The following is a 16,564-nucleotide window of genomic DNA, read 5'->3' on the forward strand; positions in this document are numbered from 1 at the left end:
CTGTACTCCCTCTTCCCTGTCACTTGCGGTAGCTCTCAACAGGGAACCGTTTTTCGTTGATATCATACTTATCATGAACGGCCTGCGCCAGATCAATACCCACCTGATTGCAGAAGCTCAAGAGGTAGATCGCGATGTCCGCCACTTCCAGCCGGATCGCCTCGCGCTGCTCCGGCGTCAGTCTGTCCACCTGATAGTCATCGTTGTCCAACCACTGGAAATGCTCCATCAACTCCGCCGCTTCGATCGTGATGCTCATCGCGAGGTTCTTCGGGCGATGGCCTCCTCCCCAATTGCGCGCGTCGGTGAACTCCTTCACGCGCTCCTTTAAGGCTGCCACTGTAACTGTGCGATCGTTGCGCACCTCGCTCATTGCACTCGCTCTCCCATCTGCTCCAGCATGAGTTTCGCTTGCCGGATGTTGTATTCCTTGTCCTCGCGCCGCAACAAGTTCCACACCGGTTGCACCCAGCGGCGGTCCTCAAGTTTCGCCAACGCCTTCAACGCATACTGCCGCACCTGCGGGTTGCTGTCCTCCAACATCCGCACGAGGTAGGGCACCGACTCCACCAGCCCGATCTTGCCAATCGCCGAACACGCCATCCGACGCGTCGTCACCGATGGCGAGTTCAGCATCTCATACAGGCGCGGCAACTCGTCGGCATTGCCTTGCTGGCCTACGCGGTACGCTTCCTCCCCAGCGGTCATCGCCAACCGCAAGGGTTCGCCGACACGCGGGTCGAGCTTGTCCTCTGGAAACAGATCCCCGAGCACGCGCTGCCAATTCAACATCCCGAGCGCGACATCGACCAATGTCGGATTTTTCGCCAACTCCGGGTTGCAGATGTCACAGCACACAGCAGGGCGCTCCGTCAGCGCTTGTCCGAAGTACGCCAACACGCCTTCCCGCCGGCACAGCGGCGAGTGCAACAGATCGACGACGCGGTTCAACTTGCCAAACCGCCGCAGTTTCAAGCGCTCGATCGCCTGCAACACATCACTGCGCCGCGTGCGCATCCGTTCCACATCCAAGCGCAGCACCACCTGATCCCCCGTGAAGTCCAAGACTTCCATCACCCCGAGGTTTTCCCACTGGTGAATCAGCAGCGACAGCCGGTCATCGTCCAGCCCCGGCCACCGTGTCATCTCGCGCCACGACCCCCGGTAGACCCCGCCCTCGCTCATCTGCAACCGCATCAGTTCAAACGCGGTGTCATACTCCCGCTCCGTCGGAAACTCCCGCTTCAAAAAGTAATGGTGAATCGCCCGGTCCTGCTCGTTGTAGATCGTGATGCAAACGGACGGTTGTCCATCCCGCCCCGCACGCCCCGCCTCTTGGTAGTAACCTTCAACGCTGGCAGGGACATGCAGGTGCACGACGAACCGGATGTCCGGCTTGTCGATGCCCATGCCAAATGCGTTGGTCGCCACCACGATCCGCACCCGGTCGGACATGAAGGCATCCTGCACCTCCCGCCGCTCCTCCGGGCGCAACCCGGCATGGTAAAAGGCAACCGGTTCGTTGGGCAAGGCGATGCGCAGATACCGTGCCACTTCCTCACACTCGTTGCGCGAAGGGGCGTAGATGATCCCCGACCCCTCCTGCCGCTGCAAAAAGGAAAACGCCGCCCGGTACTTCTGCTCCTTGGTCTCCTCCCGGCGGAACACCAACGCCAAGTTCGGGCGGTCGAACCCCGTGACGAACTTCCGACAGTTGAGAATCCGCAGTTGGATCAGGATGTCCTCCTGCACCTCAGGAGTCGCCGTCGCCGTCAGGGCGAGGACAGGGACCTCCCCGATCTTCTCCCGCACAGCGCCGATCTGGAGATAGTCGGTGCGGAAGTCGTGCCCCCACTCCGAGATACAGTGCGCCTCGTCCACGACGAGCATCGAGACGGGAACCTCTTGTAACAGTTGCAAAAACTCCTGACTCCGCAAGCGTTCAGGCGCGATGTAGACCAATTTAAAAGCGCCGTGGCGGATGCCCGCGAGGCGGTTTTTTAACTCCTGCGAGGAGAGCAACGAGTTCAGATAGGTCGCCTCGTCGATACCGCGACGATGCAATTGTTCGACTTGGTCGTGCATCAAGGCGACCAATGGCGAGATGATCAAGGTGATGCCGGGCAGGAGGAGTCCCGGAAGCTGGTAACACAGCGACTTGCCCGCCCCGGTGGTCATGATCCCCAGCACATGCTCGCCGTCGAGCAGTGTGCGGATGACCTGCTCCTGCCCGCCGCGAAACTGTTCAAATCCAAAATACCGCCGCAGCGGCTCCTGCAAATCAAGCATCCTCTGTCTCCTCCTCGCGCTCGATCAACTCCAGCTTCATCCGCTCCTGTACCAGCGCAACGGCGACCCTGTCTTCCTCCCGATACTCAGACTCCATGCCCCACTTGTGAAACCACTGCCGAATCCGCAACTCGACGGCCGGTTTGACATAGCGTCGCAGATCGAAGTCCGGGTTGGTGCTGGCCTCGACGAGCAAACGTTCCAACGTCTCAGGAACGGGCGCCGCCTCAGGTTCCGCCTGCTGCTCCAGTGCCTGTGCATGCAAAAACGCCAACAAGGGCGTCCGCTCACTGAGCACGGCGCGAATCTGCAGATATCCCGCCTGCTCCCACGCCAGTACCTGCGCGTCCGCCACGCCAAGACTTGCGGCCAGTCGCGCTGGGGCATACCCAAGCGACTGGGCGGCGGGCAGTCCACACAGCACCGCCATCGCACAGGGCGGTTCGATCTGACCGAGCACCACGCCTAACTCCTCGCGCACACCGCGCGCATAACGGAGAACTTCCTCGCGCCGAACGTGCGCGTTGGACCAGATCTCGTGTCCAGCGAACTGCTCCAGCCAGTTCCCGACGAGGTCAAAGCGCGGGCCCTGTAGCTGACTGTGAAATCTCCGCTCCTCCAGCGTCCGCCACTCCCGCTCGATCGCTTCGCTCAAAAACTGCACCACGCCTTGTACCGCATACGCAAATCGATCCATCCGTTCATCACCTCATGACAAAAAGATACCTCAATTGAGCAAAAAAAGCGACCCGTCCTTGCACACGCAAGACGGGTCGCTTTTTTCTCCTCAGGCGGTGGGGGTCATGACTTTGGTCAATTGGGTCCAAACGCGGTTCAAATCCAGTTCCGCCAGCTTGTCCCGTGCAGACTCCATCCGAATCGAGAGCCGGCAATCGTCGACAGCCTGCGGAATCGGGACGTCGAGGACGATCGTCGCCAGCACTTTGCTCAGGCGGGCGAGTTCTTGGTGCTCCTCGATCTTGTCCTTCATCTTGCCTTTTAGCTCATGGCGGTTGGCGATCAGGTTTTCCACGGTGCCGTATTCGCCGAGGAGCTTTTTCGCGGTCTTCTCCCCGATGCCAGGCACGCCGGGAATGTTGTCGCTGGTGTCGCCCATCAACCCCTTCAAGTCGATGATCTGCGACGCGGTCAGGCCCCACTCTTCGAACAGCGAAGCCGGGGTGTAGTAGTTCATCTCCGTGATGCCCTTTTTCATGATCGCGACGGTGACTTTGTCCCGCACAAGCTGCAAGGCATCGCGGTCGCCGGTCAGCACGAGCACATCGTGACCTTCGTCTGCCGCCTTGATCGCGAGCGTGCCGATGATGTCGTCCGCCTCATAGCGCTCGTCGAGATGCTGCGGTACGCCGAGCGAATCGAGAACGTCCTTCATCGTGTCAAACTGCGGGTGTAGCATGTCCGGCAATTCGCCACGCGTGCCTTTGTACTGCGGGTACAATTCGCGGCGGAAGGTATCGCGGGAAACGTCCCACGCGACAAAGAGATGCGTCGGTTGCATCTGCTCCACCGCTTTGAGCAACATGCTCATGAAACCAAAGACTCCGTTCGTATAGACACCGCTCTTCGACTGCATCACACGTCCGCCATACGCGCTGGCAAAGTAGGCGCGCACGAGCAGGGAACTGCCGTCGACGATCAGGAAATTGCTATTTTTCAACAAGGTTGTGTCCTCCGTCTCTGTACTCTCTAGACTCATTATAACACAGGCGCATCCCCACGACGTGCCGTGGAAAAAACCCCCTTCCGCGAGAAGGGGGTTGCTCGTCACTTGCCGTGGTACACGCCAGGGCGTTTTTCCAACAGCGCTCGCACCGCTTCGAGATGGTCCTCCGTCTCGGTGACGATCGCCATGTGCGAGGACACGAGGTCGAGGGCTGTTCTCAGGTCGGTGCGTTGACTTTGGTAGGCGGCGCGCTTGATCATCCGGACCGCGACCGGCGGTTGGGAGGCGATCTTGCGCGCCAACGCATAGGTCTCTTCCATCAAGCGATCCGCCTGCACGACGCGGTTGACGAGGCCGATCCGCTGTGCTTCCTGTGCGTCGATCATGTCGCCGGTCAACAGCAGTTCCAACGCCTTCGCCATCCCGACCAGCTTCGGCAGGTAGTACGCGCCCCCGTCGCCCGGCACGATGCCCAACTTCACATAGCCTTCGGAAAAGCGGGCCGTGTCGCTGGCGACCCGCAGATCACACATCAGCGACATATCACAACCTGCGCCGATCGCATCGCCATTGACCGCCGCGATCACGGGCTTGTCCACCTGTTCCAACGTCAGCGGAACGCGCTGGATCAGCTTCCACAACGAGTTTTTGCGGGCGAGGCCTGTCGAGTGGGTGTCGATCTCCTCATCACCTTGGGCGAGAAAGCCTTTGCCTTCACGCATCGCCCGCACATCTCCACCGGAGCAGAACGCACGCCCGGCTCCGGTCAGGACGACGACGCGGATGTCCTCGCGGTCGCGACAGGCTTCTAGAGCTGCCACCCACGCCTCGATCATCGGCACGCTAAATGCATTCAGCGCATCAGGACGGTTCAGCGTGATCGTGGCGATGTGGTCTTGCACCTCAAACAGCAGATGGTTGTCGGTGTGACTCATTTCACTACCCCCAGTCCATTCAAAGCGTCGAGGTCATCCTGCAACGCTTGCGGGATGTAAAACGACGCGATCGGGTTGCCGAATTCCGGTTCCGGCATCCAGCGTCCCTCCATGCCAAGCGCACGGGTTGCCACGCGGAAGTGTACCATCGCGATGCCGCAACAGAGGCGGGAGGAATTGGGCGCGCCGGGGAACAGCGGTGCTTTTTCCTTGTACTCCTCCGTGGCGGACAGCGAGATGCGCCCGTCCTTGTGGTGCATGATGTGCCACGGTTGTTTGTTGAACGACGACGGCGCAACCTGCACCGCTTCCAGCGCACGGAAAAACCAGCGCGGTGGCGCGATGTCTTCGAGGTAGTGAATGTCCTCAAGACCCTTGCGCTTGCCACGGTTGGTGCTGCCGAATTTGAACAGCCCTTCATAGAGCGAGGTCATGCTGCCTTGCTTGGCGGTGCCGAGCGCGGCGACGGCGAGGACGCGCTCGTTTTTGCCCAAACCAATGAGCCGGGCGGCCTCCTCCGGTCGGAAAAAGCCGCCGACCCAGCAGGATTCCAGACCGATGGCGGTGGCGTACAACACGCACTGTTCCCCCATGTAGCCTGTGGCTTCGTAGAAACAGGGCTCCTCCAAATCGGCGATGAACGCGATGAGGGCAGGGGCATTCGTGACTTTGCCATAGGAGCCGAGGAAGCCTTTGAAGATGGAATTGGTCTGGTCGGTGCCTTCGATCAGCACGGCACGGGTATGCGTACCGGGATAGGGCTCCCATCCGTTGGTCAGAAAGTCTAGCAGTTTGGTGCGAATCTCAGGGGCGAGCGCGTCGCCTGTATAGGAACGGGTGCTGTGGCGGAGTTCGACCGCCTCAAACAGCGGAATCGCTTGTTCACGGGTCATCGTCAGGTTCGGGTCAGGCATGAGATGTGACTCCTCTCATTATCGGTACTCCCATTATCGGTACTCTCACCTAGTTTACCGCAACGCAGTAAGCCTGTACACAGCACCGCCCAACATGATGATCGCCGCGATGCGCAAAAAACACCCCGACCAGAAACGGTGGGGTGTTCGGTGTTACTCGTTCATCACTTTCTGGATGAACAGGGTCGTTTCCTTCGCGAGGTCTAACTCTTGGATCTCGTGCGATTCCCACTCGCCATCTTCCTTGGTGAAGACGCGGACGATCGGGCGAGACGGGAGTCCTTTGTGCTGACCGACGATGATGCCGACCATGCCATTGTCCAGCTTGATCGAGATCCCGGTCGGGTACACCGCCACCGAACGCAGGAACTGGACAACCACCTCGTGGTCAAACTTTTTCCCGGCGAGGCTCATCAGCAACTCGGTCGCTTCATGCGGCAACATCGGCTTGGTGTCCTCGTCGCCTGCAATCAGATTGTCGAACGCATTCGCCACCGCCACGATCTTGGCATACGGGTGAATTTCATCGCCCGACAAGCCGCGTGGAAATCCACTGCCGTCGATGTGCTCATGGTGCTGCAGACAGCAGTGCGCCGCGACGATCGAGATCTCATTTTTCTTGCGCAGGCGCTTGTAGCCACGCCACGTGTGCTTTTCATCTGAGGACAGTCCCGTGGGGAGGTCTCCCTCCTCCTCGCGTTTCATGTTCTCTGGCAGTTCGATTTTGCCGATGTCATGGAACATCGCACCCAGTGCGAGGTCACTCATCTGCGCCCGGTTCAATCCCATGTTCGACCCGATCACGATCGACAGAATCGTCACGTTGATCGCGTGGATGAACGCACGGTTGTCCTTCGTCCGGATGTCGGACAGCGAGACGAGCACTTTTTTGTTCTTCATGATCTCGTCAATGATCGAACCGGTCGCCTGAGAGATCGCTTTGGAGTTGAAGTCCTTGCCGCCTTGCATGTGTTGCACGGCCGTCGAGAAATTGCTCAACGCTTCTCGGCGCGTCGTCTCGGAGACGACTTCCTCGACCACGATGTCTTGGAAGCGCGCGTCTTCGATGTACAGCATTGTCACGCCGAGGCGTCGAAGCGTGCTCAACATCCCAACCGTCAATTGGACACCTGAATTGAGCAAAGGTCGTCCATCATTTGTATAAATTGTTCGTGCCAGCACGTTTCCAGGCTGCACCGTGTCCACCGTTATATGACGCATGGGCGAATCCCCTTTTTCCTACATTTCACGACAATTTTCTTCTATCTCTAATTTACCATATTACTGGCACATAAGAAAATGCTCAACTTTGGGCAGGGGACACGGTTGTTTTGTAAAGTAACGGCAGGTTAACGACGTGCGACTTTGCCCGCACCCGCTTGGTCCAGTGGTTTGACGATAATGGCGTCGATGTTGACGTGCTTGGGACGGGTCGCCGCGTAGACGACACAGTCCGCAATGTCCTCAGCCGACAGCGGGGTCATGTTGGTATACACAGCGTCCGCCTTGTCTTTGTCCCCGAGTCGAACGACGGAGAACTCCGTCTCGACCATGCCCGGATCGACGGTGGTGATGCGAACCGGCTTGCCGAGCAGTTCCTGGCGCAGAGCATCCGTGATCGCACGCACGGCAAATTTCGAAGCGCAGTAGACCGCTCCGCCCGCATACGCTTCCCGTCCCGCGATCGAACCCAAGTTGATGACGTGTCCGTTGCCACCTTCGATCATGTGCGGCACCGCTTCCCGCGTCATCAGCAACAGACCGCGGACATTGGTGTCGAGCATCGCATCCCAGTTCGCTACATTCGACTCTTCAATGACCGGCATCACACCTTTGGCGAGACCGGCGTTGTTCAGGAGCACGTCGATGCGCCCAAAGTGATTTTTAACAGCGGTGACGAACGCGCTGACTTGTTGTTCCTCACGCACGTCGAGGCTCATGACGAACACCTCGCGTCCGGTCATGCCTTTGATTTCTGCCGCCAGCGTTTCCAATTTTTCGACTTGACGAGCGCCAAGTGCGACATTGAAGCCTGCCTCTGCCAGTTGCAACGCACTCGCCCGACCGATGCCAGACGATGCGCCCGTGATGATGGCGACTTGGCCTTGTACTTTAAATGCCATATCGATCTCCCCTTGTTTGCTTGTTCACTCTGTCTATGTATGTAGTTTACTCCGCCTCATCCAAAAACTCCATCGTCGCCACCAAGTGCTGCAAAAGCGGTTCGACGTCGGTGATGTTGTCCTCGTCGATCTTGGAGCGAAAGCGCAGAGAGATTCGGTAGTGTCCGGGAATCGTCGGTTCCGCGACGTGGAGGCCGTTTTTCCCAGCACTCGCCGGGTCTGCCATCAACACCGTCGAGAGCTCATGACGAGAGGAGGCGACTTCCCCCCAGACTTCTTGGAGGTGCCGTTCGTTCTCGACGGCTCGGGCGGCTTTTTCCGCCGGGAGTTGGAAGTGAATCTCCAGCTCACAGCCGGGCAGTTCATCTGCTGTTCGAACGCTGCGGAGTTCACCTGCGAAGTCGATCAGGCCGCTTTTGAGGATGAGGGTCGCGTAGACTTCACTGTCCGGCTTGCGGACTTGCATGCGGAATTGACGGGCCATCGCCGCGAGATCCACGAGGTCTTCTCGCCCGCTGACCAACAGGCGGCGGTCGTGGTCGAGGTCGTACAGCGCCCCTTCGAACACGACTTTGAGATTGTCAAAAATAGTCGGGTCAAACAACTGCGGTTCCTCCTTCCTATCCGTGCGTGATACAATTAAGCATACACGTTTTTCCAATCACATGCGATGGAGGTACAGTACTTGAATACTCGTCTACAACAATTTCTCGACAATATGGTGCCACGCATCGCGGACTTGCATAAGCGTTCCAACGATGCCTATTGGAAAGCGACGACCACAGGGAACCCCGCTGATGAGGAGAGATACGCCGATCTCCGCTCCCAACTGCTGAAGTTGTATGCAGACCGGGAGGCGTTTGCCGACTTGAAGGAGATGCGCGAGTCGGGTCAGGTCACGGAACCCTTGCTCGCTCGTCAGCTCGACGTGCTCTACACGCAATTTGCCGAACAGCAGATCGACGAGGCGGACATCGAGGAACTGGTGCGCCGCGAGACGGAGATCGAGGGTCGGTTCACGATGTACCGAGCGACGATCGACGGGGAAAAAGTCTCGGACAATGAAATCCACGACATCCTCGCCAACGTCACAGACAGCGAAAAACGCCGTGCGGCGTGGGAAGCAAGCAAGCAGATCGGCCCGGAAGTCGCAGGCAAAGTGGTGGAACTGGTGAAGTTCCGCAACCAGATTGCGAGCAAACTCGGGTACGCGAACTACTATGAGATGAGCTTGGAGTTCCAAGAGATCGACAAGCAGGAGCTCTTTGACGTGCTCGGTCAATTGGAAGCGGCGACCCGTGCGCCTTTTGCCGCCATGAAAGCAGAGTTGGATGCAGAATTGGCCGCTCGGTGTGGGATCGCGCCTGATGAGATGCGTCCGTGGCATTATGCCGACCCGTTCTTCCAAGAGGCCCCGGCTTCCGAGGCGGTCGATCTCAACCAGTTCTTCGCAGCGCAAGACGTCGTCGCGCTCTCGAAGGTCTACTTTGACGGCGTAGGGCTGGACATTCAGGACATCCTCGACCGCTCCGACCTGTACGAGCGCGAGGGCAAAAACCAGCACGCCTACTGCACCGACATCGACCGGGAGGGCGATGTGCGCATCCTGTGCAATGTACGTCCCAACGAATACTGGATGGCGACGATGCTCCATGAACTCGGGCATGGCGTGTACGACAAAAACTACGATGAGCAGTTGCCGTGGCTGTTGCGCGGGATTGCGCACATCCTGACCACCGAAGCGATTGCGATGCTGTTCGGCCGTCTGACCAAGGACGCAGACTGGTTGACCAAGATCGCGGGTGTACCTGCTGAGCAGGCGCAAGCGGTATCCTCCGAAGTGGCGAAACAGTTGACGCGGGCGATGCTGATCTTTGTCCGTTGGGGCTTGGTGATGACGCACTTCGAGCGCGACATGTACCAGAACCCCGATCAAGACTTGAACACGCTGTGGTGGGACTATGTCGAGCGCTTCCAGATGGTGAAGCGTGTCGAAGGCCGCAACGCCCCAGATTGGGCGGCCAAGATCCACCTCGGGACCGCGCCGGTCTACTACCAGAACTACATCCTCGGCGAACTCTGCGCGTCGCAATTCCTCGCCGCGATGGAGCGCGACCTGCAGTTGACCTCCGTCACCCAAGACCCGCGCATCGGGCAATGGCTGACCGACAAGGTCTTCAAGCCTGGCGCACGCTACCAATGGAACGAGATGATCACGCAAGCGACAGGTCTGCCCCTGACCCCGAAGTTCTTCGTCGAGCAGTTCGTTACCGCCTGACTATAACCGCTCAGAAAAAAGACCCAGCCACGCGTGGCCGGGTCTTTTTTGCCTACTTCGGTAGTTTCACAGTGATCGTGGTTCCCTGTCCCTTGGTGCTCTGCACGTCGAGGATGCCGCCGTGCTCGCGGATGATCTTGGAGGAGACGGTGAGACCGAGGCCGGTGCCTTCGGTCTTGGTGGAGTAAAACGGGCTGCCGAGGTTGGCGACTTCCTCCTCTGTCATCCCGATCCCCGTATCCTGAATCGAGGCGATCACGTACTTGCCTTCGACGCGGGTGTGGATCGTCAGCGTTCCGGTGATGTTCATCGCTTCGAAGGCGTTCTGCATCAAGTTCAAGAGCACTTGCTGAATCGCTTCCTTGTGCATCAGCACGGTGGGCAATTCAGCGAGATCGGTCACGACGTTGATGTTGCGCAACGTCGCTTGGTTCTGCACGAGCACCAAGAGACGCTCGATCACCCCATTCAAGTCCGCGCGCTCGCGGGTGACATCAGACGGCTTGGTCATCAGCAGGAAGTCGCGAATGATCTTCTCCATCCGGTCGACTTCCTCGACCATGATCCGCGTGTACTCGCGAATCTCCGCGTTGCCCTGCTCGACTTTGAAACGGTGTTCGAACAACTGCAGAAAGCCCTTGATCGAGGTCAGCGGGTTGCGGATTTCATGCGCCGTCGCCGCGGCCAGTTGGCCGACGACCGCGAGTTTCTCCGACTGGATGATCTCGCGCTGAAACTTTTTGTTCTCCGTGACATCAGCAAAACACAACATGTGTCCGACCGGTTGCTCGTTCTCGTCGAGCAACTCCGTCCATTCAAAGTCGCCCAAGATGCGGTCGTCGCGCTTCAACTCCACGAACTGCCGCGTCGTGATCTGCTCGAACAAGTCCTGTCCTTGCTCGGGCTCTAAACGCTCCAGCACGTCCAGCACCGAGTCGCCGATCAATTGCTTCTCTGAATCCTGCATAAACTCACAACCGCGCGGGTTGATCTCCTGCAAGTAGCCATCGGTGCTGAACACGAGGATCGCACGCGGGTCGGCCTGAATCATGTAACGATATCGCGAATGCAAACTGACAGTGGCGACTTCCCTGTCGAGCGTGTCGATCCGGAAGCGCAAGTTGAACAGCGCCACGGCTCCGACGCTGAGGAACAACAGATGAATCACAATCGGTACGACCGGTATCTTCGAAAGATGGGCAAAGCCATCCGGAATCAAACCCATCAAGGCGGAGCGGTGCAACGCCAACAAGAGATAGCCTAGCGTCAATGCCAACGCTACACCCGAGAATGCTCCCTCGATCGCCCGGATGCTATTCGATGTAGAGTGTCTGCGCTTTTGCATAAACAACCACATGACACCCCACCAGACCACCGTGTTTACCCAATAGAAGCCAAAGGCGAGGATCGTCATACAAACCCTCCTAAGCGGGATGTTACTACATAGGATTCGCGGTCTGGCCATCTATTTCCTGCGATTTCTAAATCAGATCGTCAAAAATTGAAAAATCTGACCTAAAGTATTAATAGCGCAACTTGATCAAGAGGTTGCGAATTTGCTCATCATGCACGAGCACATCGTCGTAATACTTGTTCGTGATCACCGTCAACGCCACATCGTGGTAGAAGAAGTCGAGGAAAAACTGCACGAACTGCGGCGAGGCTGTCATCACGCCCTTCATCTCCCCACCGTGGAAGATCGCGAGCAGAATCCGGGCCTCGTCCACGATCATCAGCCGCCAGCGCTCCAGCGAGTGACGCTCTCGCTCCGGCACCGGGAACGTCGTCAAGGCTTGCAGCGAGGTGCGAACGGAACCCAACGACAGCACCTCCACGTGTACCCCCTCCGCTTCCTTTTGTTCCAAAAAAGGGCGGAGCGCTTCAAATTCGTCCGCCCAGAGCGAGAGCCGGATGGAGGAGGACGCTTTTTTCACCCATTCCTCCATCGTCAACAGCATCGAACGGTCTTCCTTGAGCATCCAGACGCGGTCGTCCACTTCGGGACGGTCCTCGCGGTAGGTGTCGCGCAGCTGGGCGACATTTTGGTAGAAGTTCTGGGTCAGCGCGTTGATGACGATCTCGATGTCCACCGCTTGGTACTCGCTTTTGTTGCCGCTCATCGATTCGAGGAGGATGCCTTTGTCGACGAGGCGGTGCAGAACTTCGTAGATCTTGCCGCGCGGGACGCCGGAGTCTTTGGCGAGCGCGTAGCCAGTCATCGGTTTGCCTGCGTGGTGCAGCGTCTCGTAGACTTTGTTCTCGTAGTCGGTGAAGCCAAAGCGTGTGAGCATCGGGTCTTACATCTCCTGCGGCGCTTGCAAACCGAGCAAGTGCAACGAGGTGCGCAGCACTTGTACAGTTGCCGCGACGAGGTGCAGACGGGAGAGCGTGATCGCTTCGTCTTCGTCCAGCACGCGGACATGTGCGTAGAATTTGTTGAACGCTTGGGCGAGGTCGATCACGTACTTGCCGAGCACCGACGGGTCGAAGTCAGCGCCTGCACGTTGGATGATGTTCGGGAAGTTCAGGAGCATCGTGACGACCGCCCAGGACTCCGCACCTTCGAGTGCGCCCGCGGCGAGTTCGACGGTGCCGCTGTTTTTCGCGCTGTAGTCCGCTTTGCGCAGGATCGAGCAGGCACGAGCGTGGGTGTATTGCACATACGGGCCCGTTTCACCTTCGAAGGTCAGCATGTCTTCCAACGAGAAGTTGATGTCATTCAGGCGGAAGTTTTTCAGATCGTGGAAGATGACCGCCCCGACGCCGACCGCTTTTGCCACTTCGTCTGCGTTGGCGAGGTTCGGGTTTTTCTCCTTGATCACGTTGCGGACATCGTCGATCGCCTGTTGGAGCACTTCATCCAGCAGTACGACTTTGCCTTTGCGGGTGGACATTTTTTTCCCGTCTTTGAGCATCATGCCAAACGGGATGTGGTGCATCTCCTGCGCCCACTCGAAGCCCATTTTTTCCAAGACTTTAAAGACTTGCTTGAAGTGCAGGCGCTGTTCGCCGCCGACGACGTAGAGGGCTTTGGCGAAGTTGTAGTTTTCATGGCGGTAGAGGGCCGCTGCGAGGTCACGGGTGGCGTACAGGGTCGCACCGTCCGACTTTTTGATCAGGCTCGGCGGCATGTCGAATTCTTCGAGCTTGACGACGAGGGCGCCCTCATCCTCGACGAGCAGACCTTTCGCTTCCAGCATGTCGACGACGCGATCCATTTTGTCGTTGTAGAACGCTTCGCCGTGGAGCGAGTCGAATTTGATGCCCATGAGCTCGTAGGTTTTGTTGAATTCCTTGAGCGATTCGTCGCGGAACCACTGCCAGAGCGCTTGTGCTTCGGAGTCGCCGTCTTCGAGTTTTTTGAACCATTCACGGCCTTGTTCTTCGAGGGTCGAGTCGTTCGCCGCTTCTTCGTGGAATTTCACGTACAGGCGGAGCAGCGCGGGGATCGGCGCTTGGCGCACTTCTTCCTCGGTGCCCCACTTTTTGTAGGCGACGATCAGTTTGCCGAACTGGGTGCCCCAGTCGCCGAGGTGGTTGATGCGCACCGACTTGTAGCCGAGTTTGTCGAGGATGTTCGCCAGTGCGTTCCCGATGACGGTGGAGCGCAGGTGGCCCATCGAGAAGGGTTTGGCGATGTTCGGCGAGGACAGGTCGATCGTGACATGCGCGCCTTGTCCGAGGTCAGACGCACCAAATTGTTCACCGGTGCTGAGGATCGTCGCGATCACATCGCGCATCACCGCTGCTTGGTCGAGGAAGAAATTGATATAGGCGCCGACGACTTCGATCTTGGCGACCGGGGCGTTGGCCGCTTGGAGGGCTGGTTCGAGTTGCTCCTTGAGTTCCGCTGCGATCACCGGCGGGGCTTTGCGCAGAGTCTTCGCCAGTTGGAAGCACGGGAACGCGATGTCTCCCATCTTGGAGTCTTTCGGGGTTTCCATGAGGCGGACGATTTCGGATGCTTCCAGATTGACAATCGGAGCGAGGACGCTCGCGATTTGATTTTTGTACGACATGTGTACACACACCTTTTCTAATAAAATAAAAAAAGCTCTCGTCTCGTAAGAGACGAGAGCTGTCACTCCCGCGGTACCACTCTTGTTGCTCCTGCTTGAAGATCTTGACTGTTCAAGCAAAAAGCCGCTTTGCTGCTGTAACGGGCAAACCCGGCCCACTCTAAGGGGAGAGGGCATCTCCGAGGTGCGTTTCTCCATGCAAGCTGCCGACCGGGCTCCCACTGTCCCCGGCTCGCTGTGTGTCACGCAGGATGGATAGTATCCTCTTCATCGATGTTCTTGACTTATTATATCCAGACGCATGACGGGATGCAACTTTTACCGCTTGTGCAAATTGGGCTTGTACTCCTGTTCGTCAACGATTCGCGTGCGCTTGACATAGTTGTTGTACGTGCGGCGAAACAGCGAGAACGTTCCGACTGCGACGGCGAGATCGTCCGTATAGCCGAGCAGGAGGATAAAGTCCGGGATCAAGTCGATCGGCGAGAGGATGTAGAGCACTCCACCTGCGATCAGCAGTTTGTCACGCAGCGGAGTGACAGGGTCTTGAAACATTCCGAGCGCGTTTTGAAAAAAGTTAGGCTTGTTGGACATGGTAGGTTCCCCCGTTTTCTCGTGTCTTTACCTAGTATGTACGTACAAGCCGCGCAAAAGTTGCCCTCCGTGCCCAGATAATCTCGTCAAAAAAGCCCCCGTCCGCGTGGACGAGGGCTTGTTGCTGCTTAGAATACTTTCGCTGCGAAGTCGGAGAGTTTGTTCAGCGACTCTGCTTCCACATCCGCGTGGAGCGAGTTGCCGTGCGAGTCCATCGTGACGATCGCTGCGAAACCTTCGACGTCGAGGTGCCACATCGCTTCTGGCACGCCGAATTCCATCAGATCGACGCCTTTGACTTTTTTCACGCATCGCGCGTAGTATTGCGCCGCACCGCCGATCGCATTCAGGTAGACAGCCCCGTGCTCCTGCAGACCTTTCAGCGTCTTCGGACCCATGCCGCCCTTGCCGATCACCGCGCGCAGGCCGAACTTTTTGATGATGTCCGCTTGGTACGGCTCCTCGCGCGACGAAGTGGTCGGGCCTGCTGCCTTCACATGCCACTCCCCGCTGTCGTCTTGCAGCATAACCGGCCCACAGTGGTAGATCACGCCGCCGTTCAGGTCGACCGGGGTGTTGTGCTCCGGCTCGATCATGTATTTATGGAACGCGTCACGGCCTGTGTGCATCTCGCCGTTCAGGATGACCACGTCGCCAACTTTCAGGTCACGGATCTGCGCTTCGGAGATCGGAGCTTGCAGCACGACCGTGCGTGCCCCCTCGCCTTTTGATTCGCGCTTGGTGGTGTCGATCGCGTCGACCGTCTCCTTGTACTGCCATTCCTTAATCGCGCCCGTCTGCGCATCAAGCACCACGCCGAGACGACGATACGCCCAACAATTGTAGGCAACCGAGACATAGAACGAAGCCGGGAGACGGTTCATCACGCCGACTTTGCAACCGAGCAGCGACACTTTGCCGCCGAAGCCCATCGTGCCGACGCCGAGGTGGTTGGCGGTCTCCATGATGTAGTCTTCCAGCTTCGCGAGATCAGGAATCGGGTTCACATCGTCCACGCGGCGGAACAGTTGCTCCTTCGCCAGCGTATAGCCCGACGTGCGGTCGCCGCCGATGCCTACACCGATGAAACCAGCGGAGCAGCCTTGGCCTTGTGCTTGGTAAACCGCGTGCAGGATGCACTTGCGGATGCCGTCGAGGTCACGGCCGGCCTTGCCGAGCCCTTCCAGTTCGGTCGGGAGGGCGTACTGGATGTTTTTGTTCTCGCAGCCGCCGCCTTTGAGGATCAGCTTGACTTCGACATCGTCGCGCTCCCATTGGTCAAAGTGGATGACCGGGGTTCCTGGGCCTAAGTTGTTGCCGGAATTCTCACCGGTCAGCGAGTCGACAGAGTTTGGACGCAACTTGCCGACCTTGGTCGCTTCTGTGATCGCTTCGAGAATCTGTTTTTTCATCACGATCTGGTTCGCACCGACCGGGACATGGATGTGGAACGTCGGCATCCCGGTGTCTTGGCAGATCGGCGACTCTTCCTCCTGTGCCATCACGATGTTCTCCGCGATCGTGTCCAGAGCCAGCGAGGAGCGGTTGCCGATCTCCTCCGCCAGACGCGCCTTGGTTACGGCGACGCGAACGTCAGACGGGAGGTTGGTCGAGGTCTCGATGATCAGTTTGAGCATGGATTCTTTGAATTGTTGCATGGTCTTCTATCCCCTTTATGAAGCGGGTGCAAGCCCGCAGGTTCCGTAGAAACATCGTCTCCTATTATAA

General features: G+C 58.1%; 15 protein-coding genes. 1 reads left to right on the plus strand and 14 read right to left on the minus strand.

The features are described from left to right. Positions 1–19: 19 nt before the first annotated feature. The 9 genes from C7459_RS09575 to C7459_RS09615 all read right to left on the minus strand — a co-directional run bounded on the left by C7459_RS09575 (position 20) and on the right by C7459_RS09615 (position 8,549). Positions 20–373 (minus strand): nucleotide pyrophosphohydrolase, encoded by a 354-nt coding sequence (locus C7459_RS09575; RefSeq protein ID WP_109688653.1) that lies wholly within the window; start codon positions 371–373, stop codon positions 20–22. After that, on the minus strand, positions 370–2,289 hold the full coding sequence (locus C7459_RS09580) for a RecQ family ATP-dependent DNA helicase (RefSeq protein ID WP_109688654.1): 1,920 nt from the start codon (positions 2,287–2,289) through the stop codon (positions 370–372). Before C7459_RS09580 ends, C7459_RS09575 begins: the two co-directional genes overlap by 4 nt. Beyond that, entirely contained in the window at positions 2,282–2,986 is a 705-nt protein-coding gene (locus tag C7459_RS09585; RefSeq protein ID WP_109688656.1) for a hypothetical protein, read from the minus strand. Before C7459_RS09585 ends, C7459_RS09580 begins: the two co-directional genes overlap by 8 nt. Positions 2,987–3,076: 90 nt before the next feature. Further along, positions 3,077–3,970 (minus strand): 5'-3' exonuclease, encoded by an 894-nt coding sequence (locus tag C7459_RS09590; protein WP_170119390.1) that lies wholly within the window; start codon positions 3,968–3,970, stop codon positions 3,077–3,079. 104 nt (positions 3,971–4,074) lie between these two features. Next, positions 4,075–4,908 carry an enoyl-CoA hydratase-related protein gene (locus C7459_RS09595; RefSeq protein ID WP_109688660.1) on the minus strand — a complete coding sequence of 278 codons (834 nt, stop codon included), beginning with the start codon at positions 4,906–4,908 and terminating at the stop codon, positions 4,075–4,077. After that, the gene (locus C7459_RS09600; protein ID WP_109688662.1) at positions 4,905–5,822 is read right to left on the minus strand and encodes a nitroreductase family protein; all 918 of its coding nucleotides are present in this window, start codon (positions 5,820–5,822) and stop codon (positions 4,905–4,907) included. Before C7459_RS09600 ends, C7459_RS09595 begins: the two co-directional genes overlap by 4 nt. 153 nt (positions 5,823–5,975) lie before the next feature. Beyond that, a complete protein-coding gene (locus C7459_RS09605; protein ID WP_109688664.1) occupies positions 5,976–7,043 on the minus strand; it encodes an HD-GYP domain-containing protein in 1,068 nt (355 codons plus the stop codon). Positions 7,044–7,171: 128 nt separating this feature from the next. Continuing rightward, entirely contained in the window at positions 7,172–7,945 is a 774-nt protein-coding gene (locus C7459_RS09610; RefSeq protein WP_109688666.1) for an SDR family NAD(P)-dependent oxidoreductase, read from the minus strand. 46 nt (positions 7,946–7,991) lie between these two features. After that, positions 7,992–8,549 (minus strand): hypothetical protein, encoded by a 558-nt coding sequence (locus C7459_RS09615; RefSeq protein WP_109688668.1) that lies wholly within the window; start codon positions 8,547–8,549, stop codon positions 7,992–7,994. A gap of 81 nt (positions 8,550–8,630) precedes the next feature. Here C7459_RS09615 and C7459_RS09620 point away from each other — a divergent pair, with 81 nt between their 5' ends. After that, complete coding sequence (locus C7459_RS09620) at positions 8,631–10,223, plus strand: M2 family metallopeptidase (RefSeq protein WP_170119391.1); 1,593 nt, start codon at positions 8,631–8,633, stop codon at positions 10,221–10,223. Positions 10,224–10,275: 52 nt separating this feature from the next. Here the strand turns inward: C7459_RS09620 and C7459_RS09625 are convergent, their stop codons facing one another. The 5 genes from C7459_RS09625 to C7459_RS09645 form a co-directional block, all read right to left on the minus strand. After that, positions 10,276–11,637, minus strand: a complete 1,362-nt coding sequence (locus C7459_RS09625; RefSeq protein ID WP_170119392.1) for a two-component system sensor histidine kinase NtrB — start codon at positions 11,635–11,637, stop codon at positions 10,276–10,278. A 109-nt stretch (positions 11,638–11,746) separates the two neighbouring features. Then, positions 11,747–12,514, minus strand: a complete 768-nt coding sequence (locus C7459_RS09630) for a TrmB family transcriptional regulator (protein WP_109688674.1) — start codon at positions 12,512–12,514, stop codon at positions 11,747–11,749. A 6-nt stretch (positions 12,515–12,520) separates the two neighbouring features. Continuing rightward, on the minus strand, positions 12,521–14,242 hold the full coding sequence (argS, locus tag C7459_RS09635; protein WP_109688676.1) for an arginine--tRNA ligase: 1,722 nt from the start codon (positions 14,240–14,242) through the stop codon (positions 12,521–12,523). Positions 14,243–14,560: 318 nt separating this feature from the next. After that, complete coding sequence (locus C7459_RS09640) at positions 14,561–14,836, minus strand: YkvA family protein (protein ID WP_109688678.1); 276 nt, start codon at positions 14,834–14,836, stop codon at positions 14,561–14,563. A 128-nt stretch (positions 14,837–14,964) separates the two neighbouring features. Further along, positions 14,965–16,494, minus strand: a complete 1,530-nt coding sequence (locus C7459_RS09645) for a fumarate hydratase (RefSeq protein WP_109688680.1) — start codon at positions 16,492–16,494, stop codon at positions 14,965–14,967. Between the last annotated feature and the right edge of the window lie 70 nt (positions 16,495–16,564).

Origin of the sequence: Tumebacillus permanentifrigoris (assembly GCF_003148565.1) — a bacterium.
GTDB classification, from domain to species: domain Bacteria; phylum Bacillota; class Bacilli; order Tumebacillales; family Tumebacillaceae; genus Tumebacillus; species Tumebacillus permanentifrigoris.